General features: G+C 71.4%; 15 protein-coding genes. 8 read left to right on the top strand and 7 right to left on the bottom strand.

Features of this window, described 5'->3' with window-relative positions:
- Positions 1 to 10: 10 nt before the first annotated feature.
- Genes paaD through paaI form a run of 3 tightly spaced genes read left to right on the top strand, consistent with a single transcriptional unit; the run spans position 11 to position 1,994 of the window.
- On the top strand, positions 11 to 514 hold the full coding sequence (paaD, locus tag ACFQW6_RS17465; protein ID WP_378548231.1) for a 1,2-phenylacetyl-CoA epoxidase subunit PaaD: 504 nt from the start codon (positions 11 to 13) through the stop codon (positions 512 to 514).
- 3 nt (positions 515 to 517) lie between these two features.
- Positions 518 to 1,579: a 1,2-phenylacetyl-CoA epoxidase subunit PaaE gene (paaE, locus tag ACFQW6_RS17460; RefSeq protein ID WP_378548228.1), complete on the top strand. Its 1,062-nt coding sequence runs from the start codon at positions 518 to 520 to the stop codon at positions 1,577 to 1,579.
- Positions 1,572 to 1,994 carry a hydroxyphenylacetyl-CoA thioesterase PaaI gene (paaI, locus tag ACFQW6_RS17455; protein ID WP_378548225.1) on the top strand — a complete coding sequence of 141 codons (423 nt, stop codon included), beginning with the start codon at positions 1,572 to 1,574 and terminating at the stop codon, positions 1,992 to 1,994. Before paaE ends, paaI begins: the two co-directional genes overlap by 8 nt.
- Positions 1,995 to 2,095: 101 nt before the next feature.
- Here the strand turns inward: paaI and ACFQW6_RS17450 are convergent, their stop codons facing one another.
- Positions 2,096 to 2,692, bottom strand: coding sequence for a TetR/AcrR family transcriptional regulator (locus ACFQW6_RS17450; RefSeq protein WP_378548222.1), 597 nt, complete (start codon positions 2,690 to 2,692; stop codon positions 2,096 to 2,098).
- Between the two features lie 47 nt (positions 2,693 to 2,739).
- Here ACFQW6_RS17450 and paaK point away from each other — a divergent pair, with 47 nt between their 5' ends.
- From paaK to ACFQW6_RS17430, 4 genes are all read left to right on the top strand, one after another.
- Positions 2,740 to 4,047, top strand: a complete 1,308-nt coding sequence (gene paaK, locus ACFQW6_RS17445; RefSeq protein WP_378548218.1) for a phenylacetate--CoA ligase PaaK — start codon at positions 2,740 to 2,742, stop codon at positions 4,045 to 4,047.
- A gap of 197 nt (positions 4,048 to 4,244) precedes the next feature.
- Positions 4,245 to 6,359: a DEAD/DEAH box helicase gene (locus ACFQW6_RS17440; RefSeq protein ID WP_378548215.1), complete on the top strand. Its 2,115-nt coding sequence runs from the start codon at positions 4,245 to 4,247 to the stop codon at positions 6,357 to 6,359.
- Positions 6,360 to 6,410: 51 nt separating this feature from the next.
- On the top strand, positions 6,411 to 6,881 hold the full coding sequence (locus ACFQW6_RS17435) for a DUF5709 domain-containing protein (RefSeq protein ID WP_378548212.1): 471 nt from the start codon (positions 6,411 to 6,413) through the stop codon (positions 6,879 to 6,881).
- 116 nt (positions 6,882 to 6,997) lie between these two features.
- Positions 6,998 to 7,339: a methyltransferase family protein gene (locus ACFQW6_RS17430; protein WP_378548209.1), complete on the top strand. Its 342-nt coding sequence runs from the start codon at positions 6,998 to 7,000 to the stop codon at positions 7,337 to 7,339.
- 34 nt (positions 7,340 to 7,373) lie between these two features.
- On the opposite strand, the gene ACFQW6_RS17425 is transcribed toward ACFQW6_RS17430, so the two are convergent.
- Positions 7,374 to 8,318 (bottom strand): DUF1214 domain-containing protein, encoded by a 945-nt coding sequence (locus tag ACFQW6_RS17425; protein ID WP_378548206.1) that lies wholly within the window; start codon positions 8,316 to 8,318, stop codon positions 7,374 to 7,376.
- A gap of 120 nt (positions 8,319 to 8,438) precedes the next feature.
- Here ACFQW6_RS17425 and ACFQW6_RS17420 point away from each other — a divergent pair, with 120 nt between their 5' ends.
- Entirely contained in the window at positions 8,439 to 10,805 is a 2,367-nt protein-coding gene (locus ACFQW6_RS17420) for a sulfatase-like hydrolase/transferase (protein ID WP_378548203.1), read from the top strand.
- Positions 10,806 to 11,190: 385 nt separating this feature from the next.
- On the opposite strand, the gene ACFQW6_RS17415 is transcribed toward ACFQW6_RS17420, so the two are convergent.
- From ACFQW6_RS17415 to ACFQW6_RS17395, 5 genes are read right to left on the bottom strand one after another with little or no spacing between them, the layout of a single operon-like run.
- Positions 11,191 to 12,228 carry a zinc-binding dehydrogenase gene (locus tag ACFQW6_RS17415; protein ID WP_378548200.1) on the bottom strand — a complete coding sequence of 346 codons (1,038 nt, stop codon included), beginning with the start codon at positions 12,226 to 12,228 and terminating at the stop codon, positions 11,191 to 11,193.
- A 12-nt stretch (positions 12,229 to 12,240) separates the two neighbouring features.
- On the bottom strand, positions 12,241 to 12,663 hold the full coding sequence (locus tag ACFQW6_RS17410; protein ID WP_378548197.1) for a hypothetical protein: 423 nt from the start codon (positions 12,661 to 12,663) through the stop codon (positions 12,241 to 12,243).
- Positions 12,660 to 12,947: a hypothetical protein gene (locus ACFQW6_RS17405; protein WP_378548195.1), complete on the bottom strand. Its 288-nt coding sequence runs from the start codon at positions 12,945 to 12,947 to the stop codon at positions 12,660 to 12,662. The genes ACFQW6_RS17410 and ACFQW6_RS17405 overlap by 4 nt, the downstream gene beginning before the upstream one ends.
- A gap of 45 nt (positions 12,948 to 12,992) precedes the next feature.
- A complete protein-coding gene (locus ACFQW6_RS17400; protein WP_378548192.1) occupies positions 12,993 to 13,736 on the bottom strand; it encodes an SDR family oxidoreductase in 744 nt (247 codons plus the stop codon).
- A gap of 8 nt (positions 13,737 to 13,744) precedes the next feature.
- On the bottom strand, positions 13,745 to 14,413 hold the full coding sequence (locus ACFQW6_RS17395; protein ID WP_378548189.1) for a histidine phosphatase family protein: 669 nt from the start codon (positions 14,411 to 14,413) through the stop codon (positions 13,745 to 13,747).
- Positions 14,414 to 14,418 lie beyond the last annotated feature (5 nt).

Raw genomic sequence — 14,418 nt, 5'->3', positions numbered from 1 at the left:
GGTGAGGCTGATGAGCCGTACGACGGAGCGCGCGCGTCGCGTCGCGGAGCGGGTCACCGACCCCGAGCTGCCCATGCTCACCCTGGTCGACCTCGGCGTGCTGCGTGACGTCGACGTGGTTGGCGACTCCCACGTGGTCGTCGACATCACCCCGACCTACTCCGGCTGCCCGGCGATGGCGGCGATGCGCGACGACCTGGTGCGGGAGCTGCAGGGAGCGGGCTTCGACCGCGTCGAGGTGCGCGTGAGCCTCGACCCCGCCTGGACGACCGACTGGATCACCCCGCGGGGCCGCGCCGCCCTCGCGGACGCCGGCATCTCCCCGCCCGGCCCGGCTCCCTCGACGTCCGGCCCGATCCCGTTGACGCTCCAGCCGACCGCGCGGCAGGTCCGCTGCCCGCAGTGCGACTCGCCCGCCACGGAGCTGGTCTCGGAGTTCGGCTCGACGGCCTGCAAGGCGCAGTACCGCTGCACCGCCTGTCGTGAGCCCTTCGACCACGTGAAGGAGATCTGAGGCATGGCTGTCAGCCCGACCTTCCACCGGCTGACGGTGCGCGACGTCGAGCCCCTGACCGACGACTCCGCCGCCGTCACCTTCGACGTGCCCGACGACCTTCGCGAGCTGTTCACCTTCGAGCCGGGGGAGTCGCTGACCCTGCGCCGCGTCGTCGACGGCGTCGAGCACCGTCGCTCCTACTCCATCTGTGCTCCGGCCGGCGGCGCGCCGCGGATCGGCGTCCGCGAGATCCCCGGCGGGATGTTCTCGTCGTGGCTGATCCGCGACGTCGGCCCGGGGGAGCCCGTCGAGGTGGCCCCGCCGATCGGCAGCTTCCGGGCCGACCCGGCGAGCCCGGGACGCCACCTGTGCATCGCCGCGGGCTCGGGCATCACGCCGATGGTCTCGATCGCGGCCTCCGTGCTGGCCAACCCGGCCAGCACCGTCACGCTGCTCGACGGCAACCGCGAGACCACCTCGGTGATGTTCGCCGAGGAGCTGAACGACCTCAAGAATCTCCACGGGCCCCGGTTCGACCTCGTCCACGTGCTGTCCCGCGAGCCGCGTGACGTCGAGCTGTTCTCCGGCCGCCTCGACGCCGACCGGCTCCGGCGGCTGCTGCCGCTGAAGGTGCACCTCGCCTCGGTCGACCACGTCTGGCTCTGCGGTCCCCACGGCCTCATCGAGGACGCGCGCACCGTCCTCGCCGAGCTCGGCGTGCCGAAGGAGAAGGTGCACTTCGAGCTGTTCTACGTCGACGAGCCGCCGCCGGAGCTGCGTCACGCCGACCGGGTGGTCGAGGGCGTGACCAGCGACGTGACGGTCGTGCTCGACGGGCGTACGACGACCACGCCGATGCCGCGCGACGCGACCGTGCTCGACTCTGCCCAGGCGGTGCGCAGCGACCTGCCGTTCGCCTGCAAGGGCGGCGTCTGCGGCACCTGCCGGGCCAGGATCGTCGACGGCGAGGTCGAGATGGTGCGCAACTACGCCCTCGAGCCCGAGGAGGTCGAGCAGCAGTTCGTGCTGACCTGCCAGACCTATCCGGTCAGCGACGCGGTCACCGTCGACTTCGATGCCTGACGCCGCACCGTCCGACCCGAGGCTGGAGCAGGCCCGCGAGATGTGGGACGCCGACGCCGCCAGCGCCGCGCTCGGGATGCGGCTCGTCGAGCTCGGCCCGGGGGAGGCGCGGGTGTCGATGGCGGTGCGGCCCGACATGGTCAACGGCCACGAGCTGTGCCACGGCGGCCTCATCGCCAGCCTCGCCGACTCGGCGTTCGCGCTCGCCTGCAACTCCCGCGGACCCGTGACCGTCGCCGCGGGCTTCGAGGTCGACTTCCTCGAGCCCGCCCGGCTCGGCCAGGTGCTCGACGCCCACGCACGCGAGGTGGCGCTGCGCGGTCGCAGCGGCCTGTACGACGTCACCGTGCGGGTCGCCGGCACCGTGGTGGCGGAGTTCCGGGGCAGGAGCCGGTCACTGGCTCCTCGAGCCTGACGACGCGACCGCTCGATCGAGAGGCAACCGTCCCGTCTGAATTGACGTCAATTCAGATCGAACGGGACGGCCCCGGCTGGCACGTCCCTTGAGTCCGTCGGTCAGGCCCGGTGCCGCACCAGGCCGTCGAAGGCGAGCGTCGTGATGGTGTCGGCCAGCGCGTCGACGTCGCTGCCGTCGCGGAGCCACTCCGTCATCGAGTTGACCATCCCGAACAGCAGCCGGCTGGCGAGCAGCGGGTCGATGTCGGCGCGGATGGCGCCGGTTTCGGCCGCCTCCCGCACCATCTCGGCGAGCCGGTGGTCGATGTCGCGGCGACGGGCGAGCGCGTTCTGCTCCGCGGGGGTGTTGCCGCGCACCCGCAGCAGCAGGGTGACGGCGGGCAGGTGCTCGGCCAGCACGACGACGCTGCCGCGCACGGCGGCCCGCAGCCGCTCCTCGGGAGTGTGGGACCGGTCGGCGTGCACGGCGTCGAGCGCGGCCGTGAGCTCGTCGAGCGCCTCGTCCAGCGCCCGCTCGAGCAGGTGCTCCTTGCTCGGCACGTGGTGGTAGATCGCCGACTTCGTCAGACCCAGCTCGCGAGCCAGGTCGCCCATGCTCGAGGCGTCGTAGCCTTGCCGGTTGAAGAGCTCGATCGCGACGCGCAGGACCGTCTGCTGGTCGTGGCCGGGCCGGCCCCGTCGTACGGGCTCTGACATGGATGAACGTTCTCACGACCCACCACGCGCGACCGGAGGACCACACCGTGATCGACCTGACTCCCCAGCCCGGCGACCTCGACCCGATCGAGACCGCGCCGATCGAGGAGCTGCGCGCGGTGCAGCTCGACCGGCTCCAGTGGTCGGTGCGGCACGCCTACGACCACGTCGCGCACTACCGCGCCGCCTTCGACGAGGCCGGCGCGGCGCCCGCCGACGTACGGTCGCTGGAGGACCTGGCGAGGCTGCCGTTCACCACCAAGGCCACGCTGCGTGACAACTACCCCTTCGGCATGTTCGCGGTCCCGCGTGAGGACGTCGTACGCCTGCACGCCTCCAGCGGGACGACGGGCAAGCCGACCGTCGTCGGCTACACGCGCGACGACCTCGACATGTGGGCCGACGTCGTGGCGAGGTCGATCCGGGCCGCGGGCGGCCGGCGCGGGATGGTGCTGCACAACGCGTACGGCTACGGGCTCTTCACCGGCGGTCTCGGTGCGCACGCCGGGGCGGAGCGCCTCGGCTGCACGGTCGTGCCGGTCTCGGGCGGCATGACGCAGCGCCAGGTGCAGCTGATCCGGGACTTCGAGCCGGACATCATCATGGTGACGCCGTCCTACATGCTCTCGATCCTCGACGAGCTCGAGGCGCAGGGCGTCGACCCGCGCTCGACGTCGCTCAAGGTCGGCATCTTCGGCGCCGAGCCGTGGACCAACGACATGCGTCGCGAGATGGAGCAGCGCACCGACATGCACGCGGTCGACATCTACGGCCTGTCCGAGGTGATCGGCCCCGGCGTGGCGAGCGAGTGCGTCGAGACCAAGGACGGCCTGCACGTGTGGGAGGACCACTTCTACCCCGAGGTCATCGACCCGGTGACCGGCGAGGTGCTGCCCGACGGCGAGGAGGGCGAGCTGGTCCTCACCACGCTCACCAAGCAGGCGATGCCGGTGATCCGCTACCGCACCCGCGACCTGACCCGGCTGCTGCCCGGCACTGCGCGCAGCATGCGCCGGATGGAGAAGATCACCGGTCGCACCGACGACATGATCATCCTGCGCGGCGTCAACCTCTTCCCGACGCAGATCGAGGAGATCGTGCTGGGCATCCCGACCCTGTCACCGCACTTCCAGTGCCACCTCGACCGCAGCGGCAACCTCGACACGCTGACGGTGCGCGTCGAGCGACGCGACGCCACGACCGACGCGGAGGCCGCCGCCGCGCAGACCGAGCTGGCGCACCGGATCAAGGCGTCCATCGGCGTCAGCGTCGGGGTCGACGTCGTCGGCGTGGCCTCGATCGAGCGCTCGGTCGGCAAGATGCGACGGATCGTCGACCACCGGGCGGCGCGCTGAGGCGGGGATATTACCGGCAACACGGCGGCGGGCGCTACAGTGGAGGCAGCGTTCCAGACGCCGTGCCGCTGTGATCACCCCCGATCCGCCGGACACCGCGCACCTGGCGCCCGCTCCACACCTCCACGCCGTGCGTGCAGGCTGGGCCGCACAGGCTCGCCTGTCGCACGACGCGTCCCCAAGTCCGGGAGGACACCTTGGCCCAGCGCCAGCGTCAACGCGGCAGCCGCCGCACCCCTGCGCACGCCCGCCACAAGGACAACGAGGGCATCGTCCCCGTCCTGGCCCGGGCCGTGCGGGAGCTCGAGTCGGCCGTCCAGCGCGGCCCGCTCGCCCCCGGACAGCGGGTGCGCTTCCAGGTGGTCGCGCTGCTGGTGCGCGAGCACCGCACCGACGTACGCGCCTCGACCGACCTCACCGACGCCCAGAAGGCCGACGAGCTCAAGCGCCTCGACGGCATCGCGACGATCCTCGCCAAGACCGCGACCCGCGACCCCTCCCTCTTCAGCCTGCTCTCCGAGGAGGCCGTCGTCACCGACTCCGCCCGCGACCTGCGCCTGGAGATGCTGCGCAAGGCGGGCGTCGAGGTCGCGCCCGAGGAGCCGAAGCCCGACGACGAAGCTGGCCCGGGCCTCGGCGAGCGCCGCGTCGTGCCGCAGTCCGTCCTGCAGCACCAGCTGGCCAACCCCTTCCTCGTCCCCGACTTCGGGATCGGCCGCGAGCGCCGCAGCGTCCACGGCCGGCTGTCGTCGTGGGAGCTGCTCGGCCCGCTGTTCCGCTCCTTCGAGCTCGGCGGCTCCTCCTCGTGCATGGACCTGCCGGAGGCCACCTCGCTCAACGCCCCCGGCAAGCTCGAGCTGATGCCGCACCAGGCGCGCCTGATCGCCGCCGCCGCCGAGGGGCACCGCACCTTCCTCCTGGCCGACGAGCCCGGCCTGGGCAAGACCGCGCAGGCGCTGCTCGCCGCGCAGGCCACCGACGCCTACCCGCTGCTCGTGGTGTGCCCCAACGTCGTCAAGACCAACTGGGCCCGCGAGACCGAGCGCTGGACGCCCCGCCGCCGCGCCACCGTCATCCACGGCGACGGCGGTCAGGTCGACGCCTTCGCCGACGTCATCATTGTCAACTACGAGATCCTCGACCGGCACGTCGGCTGGCTCGGCTCGTTCGGCTTCCGCGGCATGGTGGTCGACGAGGCCCACTTCATCAAGAACAAGACGTCGCAGCGCTCGCGCCACGTGCTCGAGCTCTCCGAGCAGCTCCGCGCCCGCACCGCCCGCCCGCTGCTGATGGCGCTCACCGGCACCCCGCTGATCAACGACATCGAGGACTTCCGCGCGATCTGGCAGTTCCTCGGCTGGATCGACGACACCAAGCCGCTGGCGCGGCTGATGGAGTCGTTGGACGAGACCGACCTGACCCCGGCGGACCACGCGTTCTACCCCGCGGCGCGCAAGGCCGTCATCGACATGGGCATCGTGCGCCGTCGCAAGGTCGACGTCGCCGAGGACATCCCCGCACGCCGCATCGCCGACATCCCGGTGGAGCTCGACGACGAGGACACCCGCTCGATCCGGGCGGCCGAGGAAGACCTCGCCCGGCGGTTGGTCCAGCGCTACAAGGCCGCGCTGGAGGCTCGTCGTACGGGCTCCGTCGTCGACGGCATCGACCACGAGCTCGTCCGCCGCGTCGCGACGTGGGAGCGCGAGGAGATGGACCAGGGCACGGGCGGCGAGAACGTGTTCTCGATGTTCCGCCGGATCGGGCGCGCCAAGGCCGGCCTCTCCGCCGACTACGCCGCCCAGCTCGCGCGCAACGTCGGCAAGGTGGTCTTCTTCGCCCGCCACGTCGACGTCATGGACATCGCGGAGGAGACGTTCACCCGCCGCGGTCTCAAGCACACCTCGATCCGCGGCGACCAGACCCCCCGCGCCCGCGAGCGCGCCATCGAGTCGTTCGTCAACGACCCCGACGTCCAGGTCATCGTCTGCTCGCTGGCCGCCGCCGGCGTCGGGGTCAACCTGCAGGTCGCGTCCAACGTGGTGCTCTCGGAGCTGTCGTGGACCGACGCCGAGCAGACCCAGGCGATCGACCGCGTGCACCGCATCGGTCAGAGCGACCCGGTGACCGCGTGGCGCATCATCGCCGCGCAGACCATCGACACCCGGATCGCCGAGCTGATCGACTCCAAGGCCGGTCTCGCCGCCCGCGCGCTCGACGGCTCCGACGAGGAGGTCGGGTCCTCGGCCAACATCCAGACCGAGGCCCTGGTCGCCCTGCTCACCGACGCGCTGGAGCGCGAGCTCGGCTGACACGCCCCGCGGCCCTTGCCCCCTCAGGGCTGGTCCGGTACGCAAGTAGGCATGACTGAGGATCGCGAGACCTACCTCGACATGTCCATCGACGACGAGGACCAGCTGCAGTCGGGGGACACGCTCGACGACACCGACGTCGACGACGTCCTGGACCGGGGCTACTCGCCGCCGGACCGCCCGCCCAAGGGCTACGACGACTACCCGACCGAGGCCGAGCGCCTGCGGGGGGAGTCCCTCGACGAGAAGCTCGCCGAGGAGGAGCCCGACGTGGACCCCTACGCCGAGGACGACCGGGACGACGACCACGAGGACGAGAACGCCCTCGACGAGCAGCTCGGCCTCGACGAGGCCGACGAGCGCACCGGCCGCCTCGTGGCCCCGGACGAGGGGCTGGGCGCGGACGTCGACAAGCAGGAGCTCGCCCACGACGTCGGCATCGACGGCGCCGGTGCCTCCGCCGAGGAGGCGGCCATGCACATCACCCGCGAGCCCGAGCCCTACGAGGGCGACGACTACTGAGCGACGACACCGTCTCGTTCCGGCTCTGGCCGCCGGTCGCGATCGGCGTACCCCTGCTCGCCGGGCTCCTCGCCACGGCCGGCTGGGGTGACCCGGTCGAGCTCGGCGGGTGGCGCGTGCCGCTGGGCGGGGCGCTGCTGGCGGCCTTCGTGGTCTGGAACGGCTGGTCGCTGTGGCTCTTCGCGCGCCACGAGACGGGGCTGCTGCCCGGCGGGGCGACGATGTCGCTGATCGAGGAGGGGCCCTACCGACTCTCCCGGAACCCGTTGTACGTCGGTTTGCTGGCGCTGCACCTCGCCATCGCCCTCCTCGTGCCCAGCGTCTGGGCGGTCGTGGCGCTGCCGGTGTCGTGGTTCCTCCTCTGGTGGGGCGCCGTGCGCCCGGAGGAGCGCTTCCTGCGCGATCGCTTCGGCGAGGAGTACGACGCCTACGCCCGCCGGGTGCGCCGCTGGTTGTGAGATCGGGGCTTGTGCTGCCCGGCGCACCTCCTCGTCACGTGGCGAGTGCGGGGAAGCTCCACGCTCCGCTGAGGATCTCGGGGCGTGGGCGGTACAGGCGGACCAGGTAGTTCCAGCCGTCGGTGATCGGCAGCGAGTTGCGGGCCGGGTCGCCGTCGCCGCCGAAGCGGACCGTGACGCTTCCGTCGTCGTTGCGAGCGGCGGTGATGCTGTTGACGCTGTAGGCGCCGCGCTCGTTGGGCTCGAAGTAGCCCTCGGCGTTGTAGACCGAGATCGACCAGAACCCGTCGACCGGCACGTCGGCACCGACGGTGAGCTCGTACTCGTCGACCGGCAGGCCGGGCGAGACCCCGACGTAGGTGGCCTCGGCGTCGGGCAGCCCACCCCAGCCGGCGGCGGAGCCGATCACGTGGTGCACCGGGTCGACGTCCTGCCGCCGCCCGAAGGTCGAGTCGAAGGACGTCATGCCGGCGGCCAGGTCCAGAAGTGACTGGCGGGTGCGATCCAGGCTCGCGGTGTCGTAGTCCGGTGGAGTGAAGGTCCGGTCGGCTGCGACGTCGAGGCCGAGCTGGTCCTGCAGCGAGGCCACGGCTGCCAGGTCGCCGGGGTCGTGCGGGTCGACCAGCGTGCGAGCGGCGAGCACCACGTGGGCGCTGCCGAGGTCCTCGGCCGTCAGCTCGTACGTGCCGGCGTCGTGCCAGACCTGGTTGATGTAGTGGTCCTCGCTGACCGCCATGACCGACAGGTAGCGGTCCCCGGCGTCCGGCACGGTGAGCGTCGCGCCGTCGGCGACGTCGACGACCGCGAAGCTGTAGAGCGTGTCGCGGTTCATCCGGATGACGGTCTGCTTGTCGACCGACGCGGGAGCACGGTTGTGCGCGAACCGGTTGGTGCCACCGGCGTCGCGCTGCAGGTCGGCCATCATGCGGTGGGTCTCGGCCCGGGCGAAGTTGTCGACGTTCACGTGGATCGTAGTCACGTCGCGATGCTCGACGAACCGCTGCCCCACGTGCTCACCCGCGCCGGGGGAAGCCGCACGACGTCGCTGCTGACTACGTTCCGAGGGCGTCGGCCCGGGCGCGCCCTGTGGAAGGAAGCCATGAGCCACGACAACCAGGCACGCACGATGCTCCCGATCCCGGACCGTCCCGCCCACGGGCTGACGACGTACGACGCGAAGGACCCGGACACGCGGTTCCCACCCATCGAGCCGCTGCTGCCGCCGAGCGGGGCGCCCAACGTCGTGGTGATCCTTCTCGACGATGTCGGATTCGGCGCCTCGAGCGCGTTCGGAGGTCCGTGCCGGACGCCCACCGCCGAGCGGCTGGCGGCTGGCGGGCTGCGGTACAACCGGTTCCACACGACAGCCCTCTGCGCGCCGACGCGCCAGGCGCTGCTCACGGGGCGAAACCACCACTCGGTGGGGATGGGCAGCATCACCGAGACTGCGACGTCTGCGCCCGGGCAGAGCTCTCTACGCCCGAACACCATGGCGCCGCTCGCGACGACGCTGAAGATGAACGGCTACTCCACCGCACAGTTCGGCAAGTGCCACGAGGTGCCGGTCTGGCAGACCTCGCCCCTGGGCCCCTTCGATGCCTGGCCGTCGGGAGGTGGTGGGTTCGAGACGTTCTATGGCTTCATCGGCGGCGAGAACAACCAGTACGAGCCCGCGCTGTACGACGGCACCACGCCCGTCGAGCCGCCCGCCACGGCGGAGGAGGGCTACCACCTGACCGAGGACCTGACCGACCGCGCGGTGGGCTGGGTGCGCCAGCAGAAGGCGCTGATGCCGGACAAGCCCTTCTTCGTCTACTTCGCGCCGGGAGCCACGCACGCGCCGCACCACGTGCCGAAGGAGTGGGTCGACAAGTACGCCGGCAACTTCGATGACGGCTGGGACGCCCAGCGCGAGCGCACCTTTGCCAGGCAGAAGGAGCTCGGCGTGATCCCGGCGGACACCGAGCTGACCCGGCGCCACGACGAGATCACTGCCTGGGACGAGATGCCCGACGACCTGAAGCCCGTCCTGGCCCGGCAGATGGAGGTGTACGCCGGCTTCCTGGAGCACACGGACCACCACGTGGGCCGGCTGGTGGACGCGATCGAGGATCTCGGGATCCTCGACGACACGATCATCTACTACATCATCGGGGACAACGGCGCGTCGGCCGAGGGCACCATGAACGGCGCCTTCAACGAGATGGCGAACTTCAACGGGATGGCGGCGCTCGAGACGCCGGAGTTCATGATCTCCAAGATGGACGAGTTCGGCGGGCCGGACTCCTACAACCACTACTCCGTCGGCTGGGCGTGGGCGATGAACGCGCCCCTCCAGTGGACCAAGCAGGTGGCGTCACACTGGGGTGGGACCCGCAACGGAACGATCGTGCACTGGCCGGGGGGCATCGAGGAGGCAGGTGGGCTGCGCTCGCAGTTCACGCACGTCATCGATGTGGCCCCCACTGTCCTGGAGGCTGCGGGCCTGCCCGAGCCGACCATGGTCAACGGCGTGATGCAGTCGCCCATGGAGGGCACCTCGATGCTCTACACCTTCAACGAGGCCGGTTCCCCGGAGCGTCACGACCTGCAGTACTTCGAGATGTTCGGCAACCGAGGCATCTACCACCAGGGGTGGAGTGCCGTCACCAAGCACAAGACCCCCTGGATCATGGTCGGCGGCGACCTCCCGGCCTTCGATGACGACGTCTGGGAGCTCTACGACGGCAACGGCGACTTCAGCCAGGCCCGCGACCTCGCCGCTGAGCACCCGGACAAGCTGGCCACGTTGCAGCGCCTGTGGCTCATCGAGGCCACCAAGTACAACGTGATCCCCCTCGACGACCGTGGAGCAGAGCGGCTCAATCCGGAGCTCGCGGGTCGACCGACCCTCATCCGCGGCAGCTCGCAGATGTTCTTCGCCGGCATGGGTCGGCTGTCGGAGAGCAGCGTGGTGAGCATCAAGAACAAGTCCTTCTCGGTCACTGCCGAGATCGACGTGCCCGAGACCGGCGCGAACGGGGTGATCATCGCCCAGGGCGGCCGCTTCGGTGGATGGGCCGTCTACGCCAAGGACGGCAGGCTCAAGTTCGTCTACAACGTGCTCGGCATCCAGGAGTTCGCGACGGAGGCAGACACCCGGCTCCCGGACGGGACCCACCAGGTGCGCATGGAGTTCGCCTATGACGGCGGAGGACTGGCCAAGGGCGGCAACGTCACGCTGTACTGCGACGGTGAGCCAGTGGGCAAGGGGCGGGTCGCCGCCACCCAGCCCATGATCTTCTCCGCGGACGAGACGACCGACATCGGCTACGAGTCCGGCACCACCGTCACTCCCGACTACAGCGCTCGCGACTCCCGGTTCACCGGCAGGCTGCACTGGGTCCAGCTCGACGTCGGCACGGACGACCACGACCACTTCATCGATCCCGAGGAGCGCCTTCGCGTGGCGCTCTCGCGTCAGTAGACGGACCTGTCGATAACCGAGTGCCGCGACGGTGCCGCGCACCGATCGCTGGCCCGGGACGACAGCGCGGCCGATCCGTGTGATCCGGTGCTGGTCCTCGGCGACCGACTCGACGTTCAGTCGCACCACGTACGAGGGACGTCGACCGAACCTCCGGACCTGCGGCGATCAGCGCCTCCTGCGGGCCGCCTGTTGACCTCGACCAGTACGAGCAGGCGGCGGGACGGGCGCTGGGTGGAGGTGAACCCTTGCCGCAGCCGCTACTTGTAGGGGTGTGCTGACTCCTGGAGGCGGTTGCAAAGGCCTCCAGGAGTCAGGATCCCCGCTCGAGCGGGGATTCCGACGATCGACGAGCGCGTGGAGCCCGGTCGGGCCGAGGCGCCGCTCAGCGCGTCGGGTCGATCAGGGTGATGCCGACCGCGGTCGTCCGGTCGAAGGTGGGCAGCAGCGTCGCGGCCTCGTCGAGCCCGATGGTGCGCTGGACCAGCTGCTCGGGCCGGAGCAGGCCTTGTTCGACGAGGTCGAGCATGTCCGGGTAGTCGACCGCGGCCATCCCGTGGCTGCCCAGCAGGTCGAGCTCCCATCCGATCACCCGATCCATCGGCACTCGCGGGTGACCGTCGATCGCCGGGAGCAGTCCCACCTGCACGTGACGACCGCGTCGTCGCAGGCTGAGGACCGCGTCGGAGCAGGTCTGCTCGCTGCCGACGGCGTCCACCGCGACATGGCTGCCGCCCCCTGTGAGGTCGGCGACGGCGGTCGGGACGTCCGGACCGTCGGCGAGCAGCACGTGGTCCGCGCCGAGGTCGGCGGCGAGGGCGAGCGCCTCGGCGTTGCGGTCCACCGCGACCACCCGGCACCCCAGGGCGCGCGCGATCATCACCGTGCTGAGTCCCACGCCGCCGGCACCGACGACGGTCACCCACTCACCTCCGGTGACGCGCGCGCGTCCGACGAGGGCGCGGTACGCCGTGGCGAACCGGCAGCCGAGGCTGGCGGCGCTCGCGAAGTCGATCGACTCGGGCAGGGCGATCAGGTTGGTGTCCGCGGCGTGCAGGGCGACGTGCTCGGCGAAGGACCCCCAGTGGGTGAAGCCCGGCTGCTGCTGGTCGGGGCACACCTGGGCGTTCCCGGACAGGCACCACTCGCAGCGACCGCACCCACAGACGAAGGGGACGGTCACCCGGTCGCCGACCGCCCACCTGACGACACCGGCGCCGACCTCCACGACCATCCCGGCCAGCTCGTGACCCGGCACGTGCGGGAATGCGATCTCGTCGTGTCCCGCCCACGCGTGCCAGTCGCTGCGGCACATCCCGGTGGCCAACACACGGACCACCACACCGCCGACCGGGCACGGCGGATCGGCGACCTCGTGGACCTCGGGACGTCCCCGGACCGCATCGACGACCATGGCGCGCATCCCGGCATCCTGTCAGCCGGTCGTCGAGTCGGGCACCTCACCTGCCGGGAGCCACAGCTCACCGAGCGGACGGCCACCGGCGCGCCCGATCGCCGCGACAAGAGGCTCTGCCCACAGGTGCTCGAGGAGCGCCACGGCGGCGACCCCGCCCGGGGGGACCGCGTCTGCCAGCGACCAGGCGTCGTCGAGCGAGACGTCGCCATCGGACTCGCCACCTCCACCGAGGACCTCTGCGGCGATCCGACCCAGGTCAGGATCGCTGCCGGGCGGCGGCTCGAGGATCTCGAAGGTCCCGTCCTCGCCGCGCTCGACCAGCAGCACGTCGACCAGCCGCACGACACCCCGCTCGCGGAGCGCGGTGAGCTCGGCCAGCACCTCGCCCGAGAACGACGGCTCCTCGAACCCGATCACCAGGACCTGGACCGGCCCGGTCACCCCTCGACCCGCCCGCGCAGCTCGTCGAACTCGTCCTGCGTCAGGACGCCGGTGTCGAGCAGGTGCTGCAGGGCCTCGACCGGGTCACGGGAGGGGTCACGCGAGGGGTCACGCGAGGGGTCACGGGAGGGCCGGGCCGACGGCTGCGCGGCGGGAGGCGGGACCTGCGGACGTGGCGGGTGCGCCGCGGCGTACGCCTGCGCCGGGGTGAAGCGCCCCCCGTAGTAGGGCACGCTGCCGGTCATCCCGGCCATCCGGATCTGTCGCGGCACCAGTACGACCACGGGTCGATCATGCCGCAGGGGAAGGGCCTTCCTCTACGGCTGACGTCAGGCCATCCGGCGAAGCAGCCCGACCGGCACCCGCTTGACCACGAACCCGAGCGGCACCCACGGCCAGGCGGGGACCACGGCCGACTTCTTCTCCTTCTCGATGGCCTCGACCATGGCGCGCACGCCCTTCCCGGTCGACGCCATGAGGGGCGTCCTCGCAGACGTCCCGGACATCTCCGAGACGATGTAGCCCGGGTAGAGCACAGTCACCTTGATCGGCGTGCCGTGCACGTCGGCACGGAAGCCCTCGGCGAGGTGGCTCACCGCGGCCTTCGTGGCGGCGTACGTCGTGATGTTCCTCGGCATCCCGCGCAGCGCGGAGAACGACGACACCATCACCAGGTGCCCGGAGCCCTGCGCGCGGAAGATCGCGGCGGCCGCCTCGGTCTGGGCGAGGGCGCCGATGAAGTTGGTCTCGGCGGTCTGCTTGTTGGCGTCGAAGCGCCCGGTGCCGAGCGGCTGGCCCTTGCCTAGGCCGGCGTTGACGACGACGCGGTCGATGCCGCCGAGCTCGTCACGGAACTCGTCGAAGACCCGGAAGACGGCGTCGTGGTCCGTGACGTCGAGCGCCTTGACCACGACGCGACGGTCCGGGTGGGCCGTGGTGATCTCGGTGGCGAGCTCGGCCAGGCGGTCCGTGCGACGCGCGCAGAGGGCGAGGTCGTGGCCGCGGGCGGCGAGCTGACGGGCCATCTCGGCCCCGAGCCCGCTGCTGGCGCCGGTGATGAGGGTCGTCGACATGGGCAGTCCTAGCGGTAGGTGATGAGGTCGGGGGAGAGGTGGTCGGCCGCGTTGAAGGTGACCAGCGTCGTGCCGCGGGAGCCGCGCACGACCGTCGAGGTGCCGGTGTTGATCGACACCGGGTTGAGCCGGAGCCACAGGTCGGTCCGGGCAGCGTCCGTGTCGGCCAGCAGCGACGCGGCGGCCCACGCCACGGGTCCGCCGCTGGTGAGCACGACCGCGGTCCCGCTGCGCGGCAGCGTCTCCGTGAGCCGCGAGAGCGCCGCGCCGACGCGTGCGGTGAAGGCGGTGAAGGACTCGTCGTACGACTCGTCGCGCGCGCCCGACGTCCAGCGCTGCGTCGCCTCCTCGAACCACCGCTGGAAGGCGGCCTTCTCCGACTCGCCCTCCGCCGTCGTGGGCTGGTCGTGGACGGCGAGCACCTGCAGGTGGTCGAACTCGTTCCAACCGGCGTCGACCTCGACGTCCACGGTCCAGCCGGCGCCGTCGAGGACCCCGGCAGCGGTCTGGCCGTGCCGTCGCATCTCACCGACGACCAGGAGGTCGGGCACGACCCCGCGAGCCGCCAGCGCGGCGCCGAGCACCCGCGACTGCTCGTGGCCGGTGGGGGAGAGGTCGTCGTAGTCGGCGGCGCCGAACGAGGCCTGTCCGTGCCGCACCAGGAGGATGCGGCTCACTCGGG

The sequence above is a fragment of the Nocardioides sp. GCM10028917 genome, assembly GCF_042666175.1.
Taxonomy (GTDB): domain Bacteria; phylum Actinomycetota; class Actinomycetes; order Propionibacteriales; family Nocardioidaceae; genus Nocardioides.
The sequence above is the reverse complement of the archived record's forward strand: the minus strand, read 5'-3'. Positions and strand labels throughout refer to the sequence as shown.

What these genes read in the sequence shown, in the direction of transcription:
- paaD (WP_378548231.1), top strand. Translation starts at nt 11, where the DNA reads ATGAGCCGTACGACGGAGCGCGCGCGTCGCGTCGCGGAGCGGGTCACC.
- paaE (WP_378548228.1), top strand. Translation starts at nt 518, where the DNA reads ATGGCTGTCAGCCCGACCTTCCACCGGCTGACGGTGCGCGACGTCGAG.
- paaI (WP_378548225.1), top strand. Translation starts at nt 1,572, where the DNA reads ATGCCTGACGCCGCACCGTCCGACCCGAGGCTGGAGCAGGCCCGCGAG.
- ACFQW6_RS17450 (WP_378548222.1), bottom strand. Translation starts at nt 2,692, where the DNA reads ATGTCAGAGCCCGTACGACGGGGCCGGCCCGGCCACGACCAGCAGACG.
- ACFQW6_RS17435 (WP_378548212.1), top strand. Translation starts at nt 6,411, where the DNA reads ATGACTGAGGATCGCGAGACCTACCTCGACATGTCCATCGACGACGAG.
- ACFQW6_RS17420 (WP_378548203.1), top strand. Translation starts at nt 8,439, where the DNA reads ATGAGCCACGACAACCAGGCACGCACGATGCTCCCGATCCCGGACCGT.
- ACFQW6_RS17415 (WP_378548200.1), bottom strand. Translation starts at nt 12,228, where the DNA reads ATGCGCGCCATGGTCGTCGATGCGGTCCGGGGACGTCCCGAGGTCCAC.
- ACFQW6_RS17400 (WP_378548192.1), bottom strand. Translation starts at nt 13,736, where the DNA reads ATGTCGACGACCCTCATCACCGGCGCCAGCAGCGGGCTCGGGGCCGAG.